Annotated in this window: 11 protein-coding genes; 4 read left to right on the top strand and 7 right to left on the bottom strand. The window is 72.5% G+C overall.

Features of this window, described 5'->3' with window-relative positions; all coding sequences use genetic code 11:
* Positions 1-22 precede the first annotated feature (22 nt).
* Complete coding sequence (locus E9228_RS00645; protein ID WP_166778714.1) at positions 23-1186, bottom strand: aminotransferase class V-fold PLP-dependent enzyme; 1164 nt, start codon at positions 1184-1186, stop codon at positions 23-25.
* 58 nt (positions 1187-1244) lie between these two features.
* On the opposite strand from E9228_RS00645, the gene E9228_RS00640 reads away from it, so the two are divergent.
* The 3 genes from E9228_RS00640 to glgB all read left to right on the top strand — a co-directional run bounded on the left by E9228_RS00640 (position 1245) and on the right by glgB (position 8044).
* Positions 1245-3326, top strand: coding sequence for a glycogen debranching enzyme (locus E9228_RS00640; protein WP_166778713.1), 2082 nt, complete (start codon positions 1245-1247; stop codon positions 3324-3326).
* Positions 3327-3497: 171 nt separating this feature from the next.
* The gene (locus E9228_RS00635) at positions 3498-5555 is read left to right on the top strand and encodes a maltotransferase domain-containing protein (RefSeq protein WP_341849714.1); all 2058 of its coding nucleotides are present in this window, start codon (positions 3498-3500) and stop codon (positions 5553-5555) included.
* The gene (glgB, locus tag E9228_RS00630) at positions 5552-8044 is read left to right on the top strand and encodes a 1,4-alpha-glucan branching protein GlgB (protein ID WP_252727487.1); all 2493 of its coding nucleotides are present in this window, start codon (positions 5552-5554) and stop codon (positions 8042-8044) included. Before E9228_RS00635 ends, glgB begins: the two co-directional genes overlap by 4 nt.
* Before the next feature lie 139 nt (positions 8045-8183).
* Here the strand turns inward: glgB and E9228_RS00625 are convergent, their stop codons facing one another.
* On the bottom strand, positions 8184-9206 hold the full coding sequence (locus tag E9228_RS00625; RefSeq protein ID WP_166778712.1) for a tetratricopeptide repeat protein: 1023 nt from the start codon (positions 9204-9206) through the stop codon (positions 8184-8186).
* Positions 9203-10945: a DUF8094 domain-containing protein gene (locus E9228_RS00620; RefSeq protein WP_166778711.1), complete on the bottom strand. Its 1743-nt coding sequence runs from the start codon at positions 10943-10945 to the stop codon at positions 9203-9205. Before E9228_RS00620 ends, E9228_RS00625 begins: the two co-directional genes overlap by 4 nt.
* 185 nt (positions 10946-11130) lie before the next feature.
* Between E9228_RS00620 and E9228_RS00615 the strand changes: the two genes are divergently transcribed.
* The gene (locus E9228_RS00615; RefSeq protein WP_166778710.1) at positions 11131-12972 is read left to right on the top strand and encodes a coiled-coil domain-containing protein; all 1842 of its coding nucleotides are present in this window, start codon (positions 11131-11133) and stop codon (positions 12970-12972) included.
* Positions 12973-13073: 101 nt separating this feature from the next.
* On the opposite strand, the gene E9228_RS00610 is transcribed toward E9228_RS00615, so the two are convergent.
* The 4 genes from E9228_RS00610 to E9228_RS00595 all read right to left on the bottom strand — a co-directional run bounded on the left by E9228_RS00610 (position 13074) and on the right by E9228_RS00595 (position 15771).
* Positions 13074-13853, bottom strand: coding sequence for an alpha/beta hydrolase (locus E9228_RS00610; RefSeq protein ID WP_166778709.1), 780 nt, complete (start codon positions 13851-13853; stop codon positions 13074-13076).
* Positions 13850-14155, bottom strand: a complete 306-nt coding sequence (locus E9228_RS00605) for a hypothetical protein (protein WP_425248356.1) — start codon at positions 14153-14155, stop codon at positions 13850-13852. Before E9228_RS00605 ends, E9228_RS00610 begins: the two co-directional genes overlap by 4 nt.
* A 12-nt stretch (positions 14156-14167) precedes the next feature.
* Positions 14168-15130 (bottom strand): aggregation-promoting factor C-terminal-like domain-containing protein, encoded by a 963-nt coding sequence (locus E9228_RS16860; RefSeq protein WP_252727485.1) that lies wholly within the window; start codon positions 15128-15130, stop codon positions 14168-14170.
* 92 nt (positions 15131-15222) lie between these two features.
* The gene (locus E9228_RS00595; protein WP_166778707.1) at positions 15223-15771 is read right to left on the bottom strand and encodes a DivIVA domain-containing protein; all 549 of its coding nucleotides are present in this window, start codon (positions 15769-15771) and stop codon (positions 15223-15225) included.
* Positions 15772-15781 lie beyond the last annotated feature (10 nt).

Raw genomic sequence — 15781 nt, 5'->3', positions numbered from 1 at the left:
TCCTACCGGCCGGGCGTCGGACTCAGCGCCCGAGCGAGGGCTCCCGCCGCGCCATGCCCGCCGCACCGGCACGCGCGACCGCGACCGGCAGCGCGTCGAGGAAGGCGTCGACGTCCTGCTCGGTCGAGGTGTGTCCGAGGGTGATCCTGAGCGCACCGCGGGCGTCGTCCTCGCTGAGCCCCATCGCGAGCAGCACGTGCGAGGCCTCGGGCACCCCGGCCTGGCACGCCGACCCGGTGGACACGGCCACCCCGGCGGCGTCGAGCAGGAACAGCAGCGAGTCGCCCTCGCAGCCGGGGAACGTGAAGTGCGCGTTGTTCGGCAGCCGGTCGACCGGGTCACCCATCAGCACCGCGGACGGCACGGCAGCCCGGACGCCGGCGACGAGGCGGTCCCGGAGGTGCCGGACGTCGGCGTGCGGCACCGAGGCCGCGACCCCGAACGCCGCGGCGGCGGGGGCGTCCTGCGTGCCGCTCCGGACCTGGCGCTGCTGTCCCCCGCCGTGGATGAGCGGCTCGACGACCGCGCGTCGGCCGAGCACGAGCGCGCCGACCCCGACCGGGCCGCCGATCTTGTGCGCCGACACGCTCAACGCGTCGAGCCCGGAGGCCGCGAAGTCCACCGGCACCTGGCCGTACGCGGCGACCGCGTCGCTGTGCACCGGGACGCCGGCGGCGTGCGCGAGCGCGACGATCCGGTCGACGGGCTGCATCGTGCCGACCTCGTTGTTCGCCCACAGGAACGTGACCAGGGCGACGTCGTCGGCGGAGGCGAGTCGTGCCTCCAGTCCGGCGAGGTCGATCCGGCCCTGCGCGTCGAGCGGGACGACGTCGACGACGGCGCCCTCGTGGCGCTCCAGCCAGTCGACCGTGTCGACGGTGGCGTGGTGCTCCCCCGCCGGCACCACGATGCGCGGACGCCGCCGGTCGCGCTGACGGGCCCAGAACAGGCCCTTCACGGCGAGGTTGATGCTCTCGGTCCCACCGGAGGTGAAGACGACCTCGACCGGCTCGGCACCGAGCGACGCGGCGACCCGGGCACGGCCGTCCTCGAGCAGCATCTTCGCGTGCTGGCCGGCGCTGTGGATCGAGGACGGGTTGCCGACGGTCGTCAGTGCGTCCGTGAACGTGGCGAGCGCTTCGGGCAGGATCGGCGTCGTCGCAGCGTGGTCGAGGTAGACGGGCACGGGGTACCCCTTTCTGGAGCGTTTTCAGGATACCCGGCTGGCCTCGTACCCTGGTCGCGTGTACGAGACCGCGACCGAGACCACGCCCGGCTTCCGGGTCGACGACGGCGACGCCCGGATGACGGTGCGGTCCGCCTCGGCGACCGCGGTGTCGGTGGTCGTCGACGGCCGGGGCACCTTCCCCCTGGCACGCCAGGGCGAGACCGACGAGTGGAGCGCCGTCACGCCCGGCGTCCGGGTCGGGGACACCTACCACCTGCTCGTCGACGGACCGTCGGGGCCGCGCCACGGGTTCGACCCCCGGCGGCCGCTCCTCGACCCGTACGCCCGCGGGATCGTCCCGGTCGCCCGCGGGGTCGCTGCAACCGACGACACCGGGATCGTCGCGACCGGCGACACCGGCGACGAGGGCACCCGCTGGACCAGCGTCGTCGTCGACGGTGACTTCGACTGGGGCGGCGTGACGAAGCCCGTCGTCCCCCTCGACCGGGCCGTCGTGTACGAGGCGAACGTCCGGACGTTCACGAGCGCGAACCCGGCGGTCCCCGCGGAGCTCCGCGGCACGTACGCGGGCATCGCCCACGAGAGCACGATCGCGCACCTGCGGCGCATCGGCGTGACGACGCTCGAGCTCCTGCCCGTGCAGGCGTTCGACACCGAACGGTGGCTCCGCGAAGCCGGCCGGGAGAACGCCTGGGGCTACAACACGCTCGGCTTCTTCGCCCCGCACGCCGGTCACGCCTCGGCCGGGGCCCGGGCCGCCGGCGCCGACGGGGTGCTCCGGGAGTTCAAGGGCATGGTCCGGCTGCTGCACGAGGCCGGCATCCAGGTCGTCCTCGACGTCGTCTACAACCACACCGCGGAAGAGGGGCTCGGCGGCCCCACCACCTCGCTCCGTGGCATCGACGGAGCCGGCCGCTACCGCTGGTCGGACACGGACACCTACTTCGACACCACCGGCTGCGGCAACACGCTCGACACCTCGGTGACCGCGACCGCCGACCTCATCCTCGACAGCCTCCGCTACTGGGCGCGCGAGGTCCAGGTCGACGGGTTCCGCTTCGACCTGATGGCGTCGCTGGCCCGCGACGCCGACCACGTGTTCGACCCCGAGCACCCCCTGCTCGAGCGGATCCGGAACCACCCCGACCTGCAGGACACGCTCGTCATCGCCGAACCGTGGGACGTCGGCCCGGACGGCTGGCGGACCGGCTCGTTCGGCGCAGGGACACTCGAGTGGAACGACGGGTTCCGCGACACGGTCCGCAAGTTCTGGCTCGAGGACCTCGCCGACGAACGACGCCGCGGCGCCCCGGACGCCGGGATCGGGGCGCTCGCCGGCGCGCTCACCGGCTCCCGCCACCTGTTCGGCCCGGAGCGCGGTCCGCTGTCCGGCGTCAACTTCGTCACCGCCCACGACGGCTTCACCCTGCACGACCTGGTGTCGTACGACGCGAAGCACAACGAGGCGAACGGCGAGGGGAACCGCGACGGGTCGAACGACAACCGCTCGTTCAACCACGGCATCGAGGGCGACACGGCCGACCGCGGCGTCCGCGCAGCCCGCGGCCGATCGATGCGGAACCTGATGGCGACCGTGCTGCTCTCCGCCGGCGTGCCGATGGTCACCGCGGGCGACGAGCGCAGTCGGACCCAGCACGGCAACAACAACGCCTACGTCGTCTCCGACGACCTGACGCCGGTGGACTGGTCGGACGACGAGGACGCCGAGTCGATGACCGAGACGATGGCCGCCCTGACCCGCCTGCGGGCCGCGCACCCGGCGCTCCGGCCGTCGCGCTTCGGCGTATCCGGACAGACCACCCCCTCGGCGTCGCGGATGACCTGGTACGGACCCGACGGGCAGGCGATGACGGCCGAGGGCTGGGACCAGCCCATCCACCGTGCCCTGCAGTACTTCGTCGAGTCGACGCCGGAGCACGAGCCGTACGACCGCGTCCTGGTCGTCGTGCACGGCAGCGGACGCACCCGTGACCTGATCCTGCCGACCCGTGAGGACGTCTTCGCGTACCGGCTGGCGTGGTCGAGCGAGAAGCACCGCGACCTCGACCGGCACCGCCCGGCCGGCACGGTGTTCAGCGCCTACGGCCCCGGCATCCACGTGTTCGAGGTCATCTGAGCGGTCGCCGACGCGACACACCGCCGCGTCGCGCAGGCTCGCCGCCCGCATCGCGCAGGCCCGCCGCCGCCGTCGCGCGGGCCCGCAGCCACGTCGCGCGGGCACGCCGGCCGGGAGGCGCGACACGCTTCCCGGGGAACACGGACGGCCCAGCCGGGTAGCGTCTGCTCCGTGGCCTCCGCAGACCGACCCCGGCGTCCGAAGATCGGGCGCATCCCGATCACCGAACTCGCCCCGACGACGCCGAACGGCTTCCCGGGCAAGGGCTTCGACGGGGAGGTGATCACGTTCGGTGCGACCGTCTTCCGCGAGGGGCACGGCATCATCGGCGCGGACCTCGTCCTCGTCCGCCCGACGGGCCCGGCCCCCGAGACATCGCAGGCCGTCGCCCAGCAGACCCCCGCCCCGGCGGCGCTGCAGGACGACGAGCGGACCCTCCGGGTCCCGCTCACCTTGGTCGCCGCCGGCACCGACCGGTACGAGGCGACCGTGCAGGTCGAGGGCACCGGCGTCTGGGAGTGGCACGTCGAGGCCTACTCCGACGACTGGGCGACCTGGGTGCACGGCGCCCGGCTGAAGATCGCCGCGGGCGTCGACACCGAGGCGACGCTGCTCGACGGTGCCGCACTGCTCGAGCGGCAGGGTTCCGCCGTGGCCGCCCGTGCCGCTGCACGTCTGCGCGACGCCGACCTCGACCCCGCCGAACGCCTGGCCGCGGTGGACGACCCCCGTGTCGTCGCCGAGGTCGCCGAGACCCCGATCAACTCCCTGCGGACGAGTTCCGCCGTGCAGCTGCTCGACGTCGAGCGCACCCGCGCCGGTGTCGGCGCCTGGTACGAGTTCTTCCCCCGCAGCGAGGGCGCCAAGCGCAACCCGGACGGTTCCTGGAAGAGCGGCGACTTCCGCACCGCGGCCCGTCGCCTGCCCGCCGTGGCCCGGATGGGCTTCGAGATCGTCTACCTGCCGCCGATCCACCCGATCGGGCGCACCGCCCGCAAGGGACCGAACAACACGCTCGAGGCCGGCCCGAACGACCCGGGCAGCCCCTGGGCGATCGGCGGTCCGGAGGGCGGCCACGACGCCATCCACCCGGACCTCGGCACCGAGGACGACTTCCGCGCCTTCGTCGAGACGGCGAAGAACACCGGGATGGAGGTCGCACTCGACTTCGCGCTGCAGTGCTCCCCCGACCACCCCTGGGTCACCGAGCACCCGGAGTGGTTCACCGTCCGCGCCGACGGCTCCATCGCCACCGCGGAGAACCCGCCGAAGCGCTACCAGGACATCTACCCGATCCAGTTCGACACCGACCCCGAGGGCCTGGTCGCCGAGGTGCTCCGCGTCCTCCGCCACTGGATCGCGTTCGGCATCAAGGTGTTCCGCGTCGACAACCCGCACACGAAGCCGCTGTGGTTCTGGGAGCGCGTCATCCGCGAGGTCCGCGACGAGCACCCGGACGTCGTCTTCCTCGCCGAGGCGTTCACCCGCCCGGCGATGATGCGCGCCCTGGCCGAGACCGGGTTCCAGCAGTCGTACTCGTACTTCACCTGGCGCAACACGAAGGAGGAGATCGAGACGTACTTCGACGAGCTCTCCCACGAGACGAGCGCCTACCTGCGCCCGAACCTCTTCGTGAACACGCCGGACATCCTCACCGAGTTCCTGCAGTACGGCGGCCGCGCGGGCTACAAGGTGCGCGCAGCCCTCGCCGCGACGGGAGCCCCCACGTGGGGCATGTACTCCGGGTACGAGCTCTTCGAGGACGTCGCCCGCCCGGGCTCCGAGGAGAACATCGACAACGAGAAGTACGAGTACAAGCCGCGTGACTTCGCGCTCGCCGAGGCGGAGGGCGCGAGCCTCGCGCCGTACGTGACGATGCTCAACCGCCTCCGGTCGGCGCACCCGGCCCTCCGGCAGCTGCGGAACACCACCGTGCACAGCGCCGAGGACGACGCCATCGTCGTCTACTCGAAGCACCTGCCCGGCCGCTTCACCCGGTCCGGTCGCGACGACACGGTGATCGTGGTCGCGAACGTCGACCCGCACTCCGCTCGTGAGACGACCGTGCACCTCGACCTCACCGCTCTCGGCCTCGAGCCCGGTACCGAGTTCGACGTCCGTGACGTCGTGACCGGTGCCCGCTGGACCTGGGGCTCCTCGAACTACGTGCGCCTGGATGCCTTCCAGGAGCCCGTGCACCTGCTCGTCGTGGAAGGACCGCACCGATGACCGATCCCACCAACACCGGGCAGGACGGCGCGCCCCAGCAGGGTGCGTCCCAGCAACGTGCCGCCCAGCCGCCGCGCGGACCGGGCCTGCCGCCGGTCCCGCCGCCGCTCCCCGCGATCCCCCGCCAGGCGGTCCGCACCGAGCCGAACACCTCGGCCCCGGGTGAGGACCTCCCCGGCGCCCCGGTCGCGGCGCCCGAGTCGCCGTCCCGCGACGTGCCCGAGTCGGCCACGCTCGCGGGTGGGTTGACGTCCGACGCACCCGTCGAGGCGGAGGCGACCAGCGCCTCCCGGACGGAGGTCGCGGCCGCCACGTCCACCGCAGCCGCCTCGACGGAGCCGGTCCCCGGCCCCGTCGACGAGTGGGTCCGCCAGCAGGTGGCCGAGGGCCGCTGGTCCCAGCCGCACGACGTGCTCGGTCCGCACCCCGTCGACGGCGGCACGAGTGTCCGCGTGGTCCGCCACCTGGCGACCGCGGTCCGCATCGTCCGCCCCGACGGCGACGACGTCGAACTCCGTCACGAGGGCGAGGGTGTCTGGGCCGGCGCCACCCGCGGCGAACTCGGACGCTACCGTGTCGAGGCCGACTACGAGGACGACGAGACCTGGACCACCGACGACGCGTACCGGTTCCCGCCGACGCTCGGCGAGCTGGACCTGCACCTGTTCGGTGAGGGCCGCGACGAGCAGCTCTGGCACCACCTCGGTGCACACGTCCAGACGGTCGACGGCGTCGACGGTGTGGCGTTCGCGGTGTGGGCTCCGCGTGCCACCGCCGTCCGCGTGATCGGCGACTTCGAGGGGTGGGAGGGCCGCACCACCGCGATGCGCCGTCTCAACGGACTCGGCGTGTGGGAGCTGTTCTGGCCGGGTGCCCTCGAGGGCCAGCGGTACAAGTTCCAGATCCTCACCGACAGCGGCTGGGTGGAGCGGGCCGACCCGTTCGCCCGACGCACCGAGGTCCCGCCGCTGACCGCGTCCGTGATCACGAGCGCGCACCACACCTGGTCCGAGGGTGACGCCCGGTGGATGGCCGAACGCGCCACCGCGACCACCCACGACGCCCCGATGAGCGTGTACGAGGTGCACCTCGGTTCGTGGCGCCCCGGCTTGAGCTACCGCGAGGTCGCCGACGACCTCATCGGGCACATGCAGTACACGGGCTTCACGCACGTGCAGTTCCTGCCGCTCGCCGAGCACCCGTTCGGCGGCTCCTGGGGCTACCAGGTCACCGGCTACTACTCGCCGACGGCCCGCTTCGGCTCCCCCGACGACCTGCGGTACCTCATCGACCGGCTGCACTCGGCCGGCATCGGCGTCATCATGGACTGGGTCCCCGGGCACTTCCCGAAGGACGAGTGGGCGCTGGCGAAGTTCGACGGCTACGCGCTGTTCGAGCACCCGGACCCCCGCCGCGGCGAGCAGCTCGACTGGGGCACCTACGTGTTCGACTTCGGGCAGCCGCAGGTGCGCAACTTCCTCGTCGCGAACGCGCTGTACTGGCTCGAGGAGTTCCACATCGACGGCCTCCGCGTCGACGCGGTCGCCTCGATGCTGTACCTCGACTACTCGCGGACCGAGTGGCTGCCGAACATCCACGGCGGCCGCGAGAACCTCGAGGCGATCTCGCTCCTGCAGGAGACCAACGCGACCGCCTACAAGCGCTACCCGGGCATCGTGATGATCGCCGAGGAGTCGACCTCGTGGCCCGGCGTCACGCAGCCGACGAGCGCCGGTGGGCTCGGGTTCGGCCAGAAGTGGAACATGGGCTGGATGCACGACACGCTCCAGTACGTCGAGCGCGATCCGGCCTACCGCTCGTACCACCACGACGAGATCACGTTCTCGTTCGTCTACGCGTTCAGCGAGCAGTTCACCCTGCCGATCAGCCACGACGAGGTCGTGCACGGCAAGGGTTCGCTCTACGGCAAGATGCCCGGCGACGAGTGGCAGAAGCTCGCCAACGTGCGGGCCTACCTGGCGTTCATGTGGGCGCACCCCGGCAAGCAGCTGCTCTTCATGGGCCAGGAGTTCGCCCAGCCCTCCGAGTGGAGCGAGGCGAACGGCCTGGACTGGTGGCTCCTCGACGACCCGGGCCACCGCGGGGTCCAGGACCTGGTGGCCGAGCTGAACCGTGTGTACAAGGAGAACCCGGCGCTCTGGACCTTCGACGCCAGCGCCGAGGGCTTCGAGTGGCTCGAGAGCGGCGACGCGCCGCACGCCACGCTCGGGTTCCTCCGCAAGGCGGGCGACGAGAAGCTGGCGGTCTTCGTCAACTTCTCCGGCGTCCCGGTCGAGCACCGTTTCGGCCTGCCGACCGCGGGCACCTGGAACGAGGTGCTCAACACCGACGCGTCGGCGTACGGCGGATCGGGTGTCGGCAACCTCGGGTCGGTCCAGGCGGAGGACGTCCCGTGGGCGGGCCGCCCTGCCTCGGCGAACCTCGTGGTGCCCCCGCTGGGTGCCGTCTGGTTGCGCTTGGCCGACTAGCACCCCCGCGAAACGCAACCTCGGCGTCGACTCGCAACGGTGTTCCGTTGCGGGACGGCGCCGAGGTTGCGTCTTGCGAGGGCAGACAGACGGGAGGCCCGGTACCAGCTGGTACCGGGCCTCCCGTCCGCGGCGCGGCTCAGTAGAGCGCGTTGGCGAGTCGCCGCCGGGCGGCGACCACCCGGGGGTCCTCGGCGCCGATCAGCTCGAAGTACTCGACGAGACGGACCCGGAGTGCCTCGCGGTCGTCGCCGAACACCGTCGGCACGAGGTCGAGGAGTCGCCCGAAGGCGTCCTCGACGTGCCCACCGCTGATGTCGAGGTCGGCGACCGCGAGCTGTGCCGCGACGTCCGACGGACCGGCACCGGCTGCCGCCCGGATCTCGTCCGCCGTCTTGCCGGCCAGGCGGTCGAGCAGCGAGACCTGCGCCAGCCCGGCGACGGCCATCTGGTCGTGCGGGTCCTGCAGGATGGCGGTCCGGTACTCGGTGATCGCGGTGGCGTAGTCGCCGGCCTCGATCGCGTCGTACGCGGCCTGGTGGTGCGGCGGCAGCGGCTCCGGCTCCGGCTCGCCCTGCTCGGCGCCGTCGGCCTCGGCGATGCCGTCGACCTGGACCCGGCCGGCGATGCCGTTCTGCTCGGCGGCCTGGAGGACCTGCTCGAAGACGTCGCGGACCTCGGCCTCGGGCAGCGCCCCGACGAACAACCCGAGCGGGCGCCCACCGATCACGGCGGCGACGGTCGGGATCGACTGCGCCTGGAAGGCCTGGACGAGCTGCGGGTTGGTGTCGGCGTCGACCTTGGCGAGGACGATGCGGCCCGCGTACTCCTCGGTCAGTCGCTCGAGCACCGGCGAGAGCTGCTTGCACGGCCCGCACCACTCGGCCCAGATGTCCACGATGACCGGGACCACGGTCGAGAGCTGGACGATGTCCTGGAAGCTCTGGTCCGTGACGTCCATCACGAGGGACGGGACGCTCAGGACGCCGTCGGCCGCGGGAGCGCCACCGGCGGAGTCGGCCGGAGCACCGGGAACGGGGGCGTTCGCCACGCCGCCGGCCGGGCCACCGGCACCCTGCGGCGGACGCTGCGCCCGGTCGACGAGGGACGAGAGGTCGACCGCTCCACGCAAGCTGGACGGGGTCGGGGGGACGTTGGTCATTGCACCTCACTCGCTGCGATCAGGCCCTGAGTGAACCCGAGGAGTTCTATCTTGTCTTCCGAGCCCACCGGGGGCACGGAGAAGAGCAACTGGACGCCGTACGTGGCCGTCACGCCCTTGGTGCTCGAGTCGACGCCCGACAGCGCCTTCACGGCACCCTCGGTGTTGACCCGGGCTCCGGTGGCCGTCGGCGTCACCTTCTCGACCTCGTTGAGGTCGACGGACACGAGCGCGCCCGCGGTGTTCGTCGCGAGGGCCAGCGCGGTGTCCTCGGGCACCTCGGACGAGTACTCGATCTCCGCGGTGTCCGGCAGTGCCTTCGCCTTCTCGTCCTTGTAGGACTTGCCGATGCGCGAGCGCAGGTCGTCGCCGTCGCTGGCGAACAGGTCGGCGGACTCGCTCGCGGCGTCCTTCGACAGGATGTCGCCGTAGGCCGCTGCCACCGCGTTCGGCGCGAGGGCGAGGAGCTTGGTGTCGGGCGCGAGCTGCGCGGCACCCACCGAGGTCGGGGCGAGCGACGGCAGCTGGGCGTCGGCCTCCAGCGAGACGGCGTACTCGACCTTGTAGTCGGAGCGGGCGTCCTGCTGCACGAGCGTCAGCGCCTGCGGGGCGGTCTTCTTGTCGGTGCAGTCCGCGGCGACGACCGCGAACACCGTCCGCGGCCACGTGTCGGTCTGCTGCGGCAGTGCCACGCAGACGTCGTCCGCAGCCACGGCGGGCAGGGCCTGCGCGTCGGCGTCACTGTCACGGATCGTGTAGTTCGCCGTGCGGATCTCGAGGGCAGGACCGGTGAACCGGGTCGCGGCGAGGTCGGCGTCCTTGTCCGCGTCCGCCTTCTGCGCGACCTCGGCGACACGGGACACGATGCGGGCGATCTGCTGCTTCGTCGCGGCCGTCGAGGCGTCGGCGGCAGCGGCTCCGGTCGCCGTGGCGGTCGGCGTCGGGGTGACGTCCGCTCCGCTACCGGTCGGCCAGTACTCCGATGAGCAGCCGCTCAGCACCAATGCGCCGGCGACGAGGACCGGGACGGCGATGATGGCGCGTCGGCCACGGCGACTGCGAGCGGGCACCTGTGCGCCTGCGGCAGCGGCACGACGCGAGGCGCGCACGCGCGGCGGCCGGCCGCCACCACTCCGACGACGCGGACCACGGGACCGGCGCTGGTGCAGGAACGCCCAGACGAGCAGCACCAGGCCGCCGAGCACGAAGACGCCCCCGGCGGTCAGCAGCGGACCGACCGACGGGGTCGCGGTGTCACGGGGCCACGTCACGGAGATGTCGGACGGTGCGGCGTCCGATCCGTCGCCCATCACCACGAGCGAGACGTCGGCGGGCAGGCGGACGGTGAACTGACGGGCATCGTCGTACTCCTGGTACCAGAGGTCGCTGCCCTTCGGGTCGGGCAGGTCGGAGCCCGATCCGGTGGTGCGCGACTTCAGCGAGGCGTCCTCGGCGTCGTAACGGAGCGTCGTGTGCGCCGTGTCACCGATCCAGGCGTCGACGTCGGAGGTCTTGCCGTAGGCGGCAAAGACCGTACCGGAGCCCGACACCCTCACGCGCTGGTAGCCGGGGTTCGCGTTGAGGACGGTGCCGGGCACGACCGTCACCGGAGCGGCGTTCGTCCCGCTCGTCGCCGCGACGATCGAGGTGGGTGGCGCGAACACGGTCCGCTGACCGACTCCCAGGCCGACGAGGAGCACCCCGATGACGAAGCTGACGATCGCCAGGACGAATCGCACGGATCTCTCTCCCTCCGCGCCGGGGTGAGGGTGGATCGGCGCAGAACAACGGCCAAGGTTACCCAGGACAGCTGGGAGGCGCATCCTCCGGGCCGCTGTCGACCTCAGGAGGCGTCGTGGCCGCACCACTACAATCGGGGTCCGGACTGCACGGGGTGGTCCGGGACGACCACAGGGAGCGACACGTGGCGAACGACGAGGCAGAGTTCGGGACCGAACTGCGGGGCTACCGCAAGGACGAGGTCGAACGGGCTCTGAACGACCTCCGCCGCGAACTCATCAAGTCGAACACCGACCGGGCCGAAGCGGCGAAGGAGATCCGCCTGCTGCAGTCCCGCGTCTCGGACCTGCAGGGCGAGCTCGACGAGGCTGGCACCCCGACGTACAGTGGACTCGGCACCCGACTCGAGTCGACCCTCCGTGTCGCCGAGGAGCAGTCCACACGGCTCATCAGCCAGGCCGACATCGACGCCCAGCGACTCCGCGCCACCAGCCGGACCGAGGCCGAACGCACCCTCCGTGAGGCGCGCGACGAAGCGCACGACACGCTCGAGGACGCCCGTACCCGTGCTGCGAACGAGCTCTCCCGTGCCCGAGCCGAGTCCGCCGACACCGTCGAGCGTGCCCGCTCTGAGGCCGGCATCCTCGTGCAGGACGCCCGCAACGAAGCCGCCGCCGTCCGCGGTGCCGCCGTCACCGAGGCGGCCGAGGTCCGCTCGGTCGCCATCCGTGAGACCAACGCCCTCCGGGCCCAGGTCCAGCACGAGGTCGCCGAACTGCGGGAGCTCGCCCAGCGCGAGTCCGCCGAGACCCGTCGGGCCGCCGCCGACCTCGACCGCGAGACCGAACACCGTCGGAGCGTCTTCGAAGCCGATCAGGTCCGGCGTCTCGAGGACCTCGACCGCGAGGAGACCACGCGCCGCGAGGAGCTCGACCGCGCGCTGACCGAGGCCCGCACGGCGTGGGAGCGTGAGCACGGCGAAGCCCGTCGCGCACTCGACCTCGAGGTCGAGACCGTTCGCGCCGAGCTGGCGACCGAGGTCGACCGTCGCCAGGCCGACCTGACCGCCGAGGTCGAGGACCGCCGCAGTGCCCTCGCCGAGGAACTCGCCGCCGCCCGTGCCGAGTGGGACCGGGAACGCAGCAGCGCGCACACCGCCCTCGAGCAGGAGATCCAGGCCGCCCGTGCCCAGCTCCGCGTCGACATCGAGCAGACGGCAGCTGAGAACGCCCGGCGTGTGCAGGAGACCGAGGACCGTGTCGCGCGCGAGACCGCCGAGCACCTCGCGCGCATCGAGCGGGAGCGCGACGCCGCCGCTGCCGAGGCCGAGCGGGCCGCCCGCGAGCACGTCGACGAGCTCGCCGCCCGCCGCGAGCGCGAGCACGCCGAGGTCGACACCGAGATCGCGGACCGCCGTGCCGCCGAGCTCGACGACCTGCTGGCCGAGCGCACCGCGCTGCGGCAGGAGATCGACACCGCACGCGCCGGTCTCACGCAGGAGCGTGACGAGGTCCGCGCCGAGATCGCCCGCGAACGCGACGACGCCCGTGCGGCCCTCGAGACCGAACTCGCCGCACGACGCGACGACGCCGAGCAGGAGTACCTCGACCGTCACCGCGCCACGGTCACCGAGACCCAGAAGTACCTCGACGAGGCGAACCTCCAGCTCGCCGAGGCGACCCGTCGGGCCGCGACGGCCCGTGAGACCGCCGACCGTCTGGAGCGCGACGCCGCCGACGTCGCCCGTGAGCAGGAGGAGTCCGCGCAGGAGCGCGCCGCCGACCTGGTCCGCGAGGCTCAGGAGCGGGCGCACCGCCTCGTCGCGGACGCCGAGGAGCGCACGGCGGTCCTCCTCGCCGAGGCCGAGGACCGACTCGGGGCGATCCGCACCGAGCGCGAAGCCGTCGCCGGGTACCTGGAGAACCTCCGCGGTGTGCTGAGCCACGCGGCCGGGGTCATCGACGAGCAGCCGAGCGTCGGGACCGACCGGGCGGATGCCGACGAGCCGGACGCCACCGTCCGCTGACGGCGGGTGCCGGTGGCCGTAGGCCGTAGGCCGTGGCCGTAGGCCGTGGCCGTAGGCCGTGGGCCGTGGCCGTAGGCCGTGGGCCGTGGGCTGGTGCCGAACTACGGTCGCTGGTCGCCGGCGGGGCGGTCCGCGGTGTCGTCCCAGTGCGTGGGCAGCGGGGCGCTGCCGGGGACGACCAGGTCGGCGATCGCGTCGAGCACGATCCGGACGTACTTCTCCCCGACCCAGAGGTGCTTGGCGCCGGCGACCGGTACCACCCGCACCGTCGGGGCCACGGCGAACCGTCGCGCTGCCTCGGCCGGCTGCAGGAAGTCGTCGTGCTCGGGGACCAGAGCGACCACGGGCACGTCGACGGACGCCCACCGCGCGAGTTCGTCGTCCGACGTCCGGTGCAGCGGCGGTGACAGGAGCACGACGCCGGCGACGTGCCCCGCCTCGACGTGTTCGAGGGCGTGCTTGAGCACGACCTCCGTGCCGAAGGACCAGCCCACCAACCACGGGGTCGGCAGACCCCGCTCGACGACGTCCCGGACCGCTGCCCGGAGGTCGAACCCCTCGGACACACCGTCGCCGAACGTCCCCTCGGACGTGCCTCGAGGCGACGTCACCGAACGGAAGTTGAAGCGCAGGACGGCGATGTCCGCGAGCTCCGGCAGGCGCGCCGCGGCCTTCTTCAGGACGTGGGAGTCCATGAACCCCTGCGCCGTCGGGAGCGGGTGCAGCGCGACGACGGTCCCCCGCGCCGGACGGTCGAGCGGCTCGGCAAGCTCCCCGACGAGCGTCAGGTGGTCGTCGGTGACGAGCTCGATGTCCGTTCGGCGTGCCGGCAGGACCGTCCCCGACCGGATCTCAGCGCCCGGGTCGGACTGCGGGCTCATGCGATGCTCCAGCAGTGGTGGTGCCAGTGGCGTCGTGCGGCCAGGTCGGCCGCATCACCGAGGACACCGTCGGCGCGCCACACGACGACGTGCGCGGTGCCCGGGTCGATCGTCAGCCCGCAGCCCGGGCAGAGGTACTCCTTCTGTGCGGACGCAGCGGAGATCGGTTGGACCGACCACTCGCGGCCACGCCGGTGCTCGGTCCGGCGCCAGCCGTTGAGCATGCGATCGAATCCGGAGTCCTCCGGCTCGACGTCATGACCGCGACCGCGCGGGTTCCGCGGCCGGTTGCTCCGCGGCACCCTGACCGCCGATCAATACCAGTTGTACGAGACGCTGTGCGCCCAGGCACCGCACGGCGTGCCGTAGACGCCGGTGATGTAGTTCAGGCCCCAGGTGATCTGCGTGGCCGGGTTGGTCTGCCAGTCGGCACCGACGGAGGCCATCTTGCTGCCCGGCAGTGACTGCGGGATGCCGTACGCACCGCTCGGGTTGTACGCGTTCACCCGCCAGCCGGACTCCTTGTTCCACAGGGAGACGAGGCAGCTGAACTGGTCGTTGCCCCAACCACGGGCGGCGACCATCTGCTGGCCGATGGCCTGTGCGCTGCCGGGGTCGGGCGTGGCGACCGGGGCGACCGGAGTGCTCGCGACGGGCGTCGCGGCCGCGGTGGATGCCGCTGCGGCGTCGGTCGTCGCGGCGTCGGTGGCCTCGGCGTCCGGAGTCGCCGTGGCGGTCGGCGTCGGGGTGGGCTTCGGCGCGGGCTTGGTGACGTCGAAGCCGTCACGGGCGGCGTCGAAGTCCCCGTAGGTGCCGTGTGCGGAGAACTGCTGCGGCACCGAGATGGGCGCCGGTGCGAGCACGGGTGCCGCCGACGCGGCGTCCGTCTGCATGGGGTTGAAGAGCGAACCCCCGACGAAGGCCGACACCGCGAAGAACGAGAGCGCCGGGATCGTCGAGCGCTGCCGCACGAACCCGGTGAAGGAGCGAGGCGCCGTGGGCTTGAGCGGGCTGACGGCGCGGGGCCGTGCCCGGCGGACGACGCGCGTCGACGCCGGCGTGACCGCCGCGTGGACTGCGTCGGCGTCCGAGACGCGGTTCGCGGCCACCGAGACCGGGGCGACGACGGGAGCGGCCGGCGCTGCCGTCGAGCGGACGACCGGGGTCGCCGCCGTGCGGGTTCGGTTCTGTGCCGCTCGTCGCTCACTGACGATCGCGTGATCGTGCAGTTCGCGGGTTGCGCGGTCGGATCGGTTGTCTGCCGTGTGCCTGCCCATGAGTCTGACCAGGATAACGGAACGATCACGGAAAGCGAAGCACCTGGCGCAGGTGAGTCGATCCGGTCGGTCGGGAGGCGCTGGCCGGGTCCTCAGCGGACGGCGAGCATGACCTCGATGACGGCGTCCAGGAGCGCGTCGACCTGGGCTTCCCGGTAGCCGCCGTGCTTCGGGCGGAACACCACGGCGCGCACCTCGGTGAGGCTGAGGGGCTTGCCGTCCTTGAAGTAGCCGTGCAGACGGCGGGAGAACGCGTCGACGTCCTTCGGGTGGTACCCCGTCGTCAGGAAGCTGACCCGGTCGAACCGCTGTCGGTCCGGGCGCCCGAGACGTTCGACGACGTCCGAGGCCTTGCCCCGCGCCTCCGCGTACCAGGCCTTCTGGCCCACCTCGGCGATCTCGCGTTCGCGCTCCCGCGCGGCGAAGGCGTCCTCGAGCCGCTCGAGTGCGGCGTCCACGTGCTGCGTGGAGTACCCGCCCTTCTTCATCGAGAAAGCGGTCGCGCGGATCTTCGCGGCCTCGATCCCCGGAGCACTGTCGTTCGCGGTGTACGCGCGACGAGCGTCCTCGAGGAAGCGCTCGACCTCGTCGGTGTCGTAGCCGAGGACCGAGCGGGGGGCAGTCGGGAACGTCGATGGCACGGCGCCATTG

The organism is Curtobacterium salicis (assembly GCF_011759505.1).
In the GTDB taxonomy this organism is placed as follows: Bacteria; Actinomycetota; Actinomycetes; order Actinomycetales; family Microbacteriaceae; genus Curtobacterium; species Curtobacterium salicis.
This window is presented reverse-complemented; position numbering and strand designations above follow the sequence as displayed.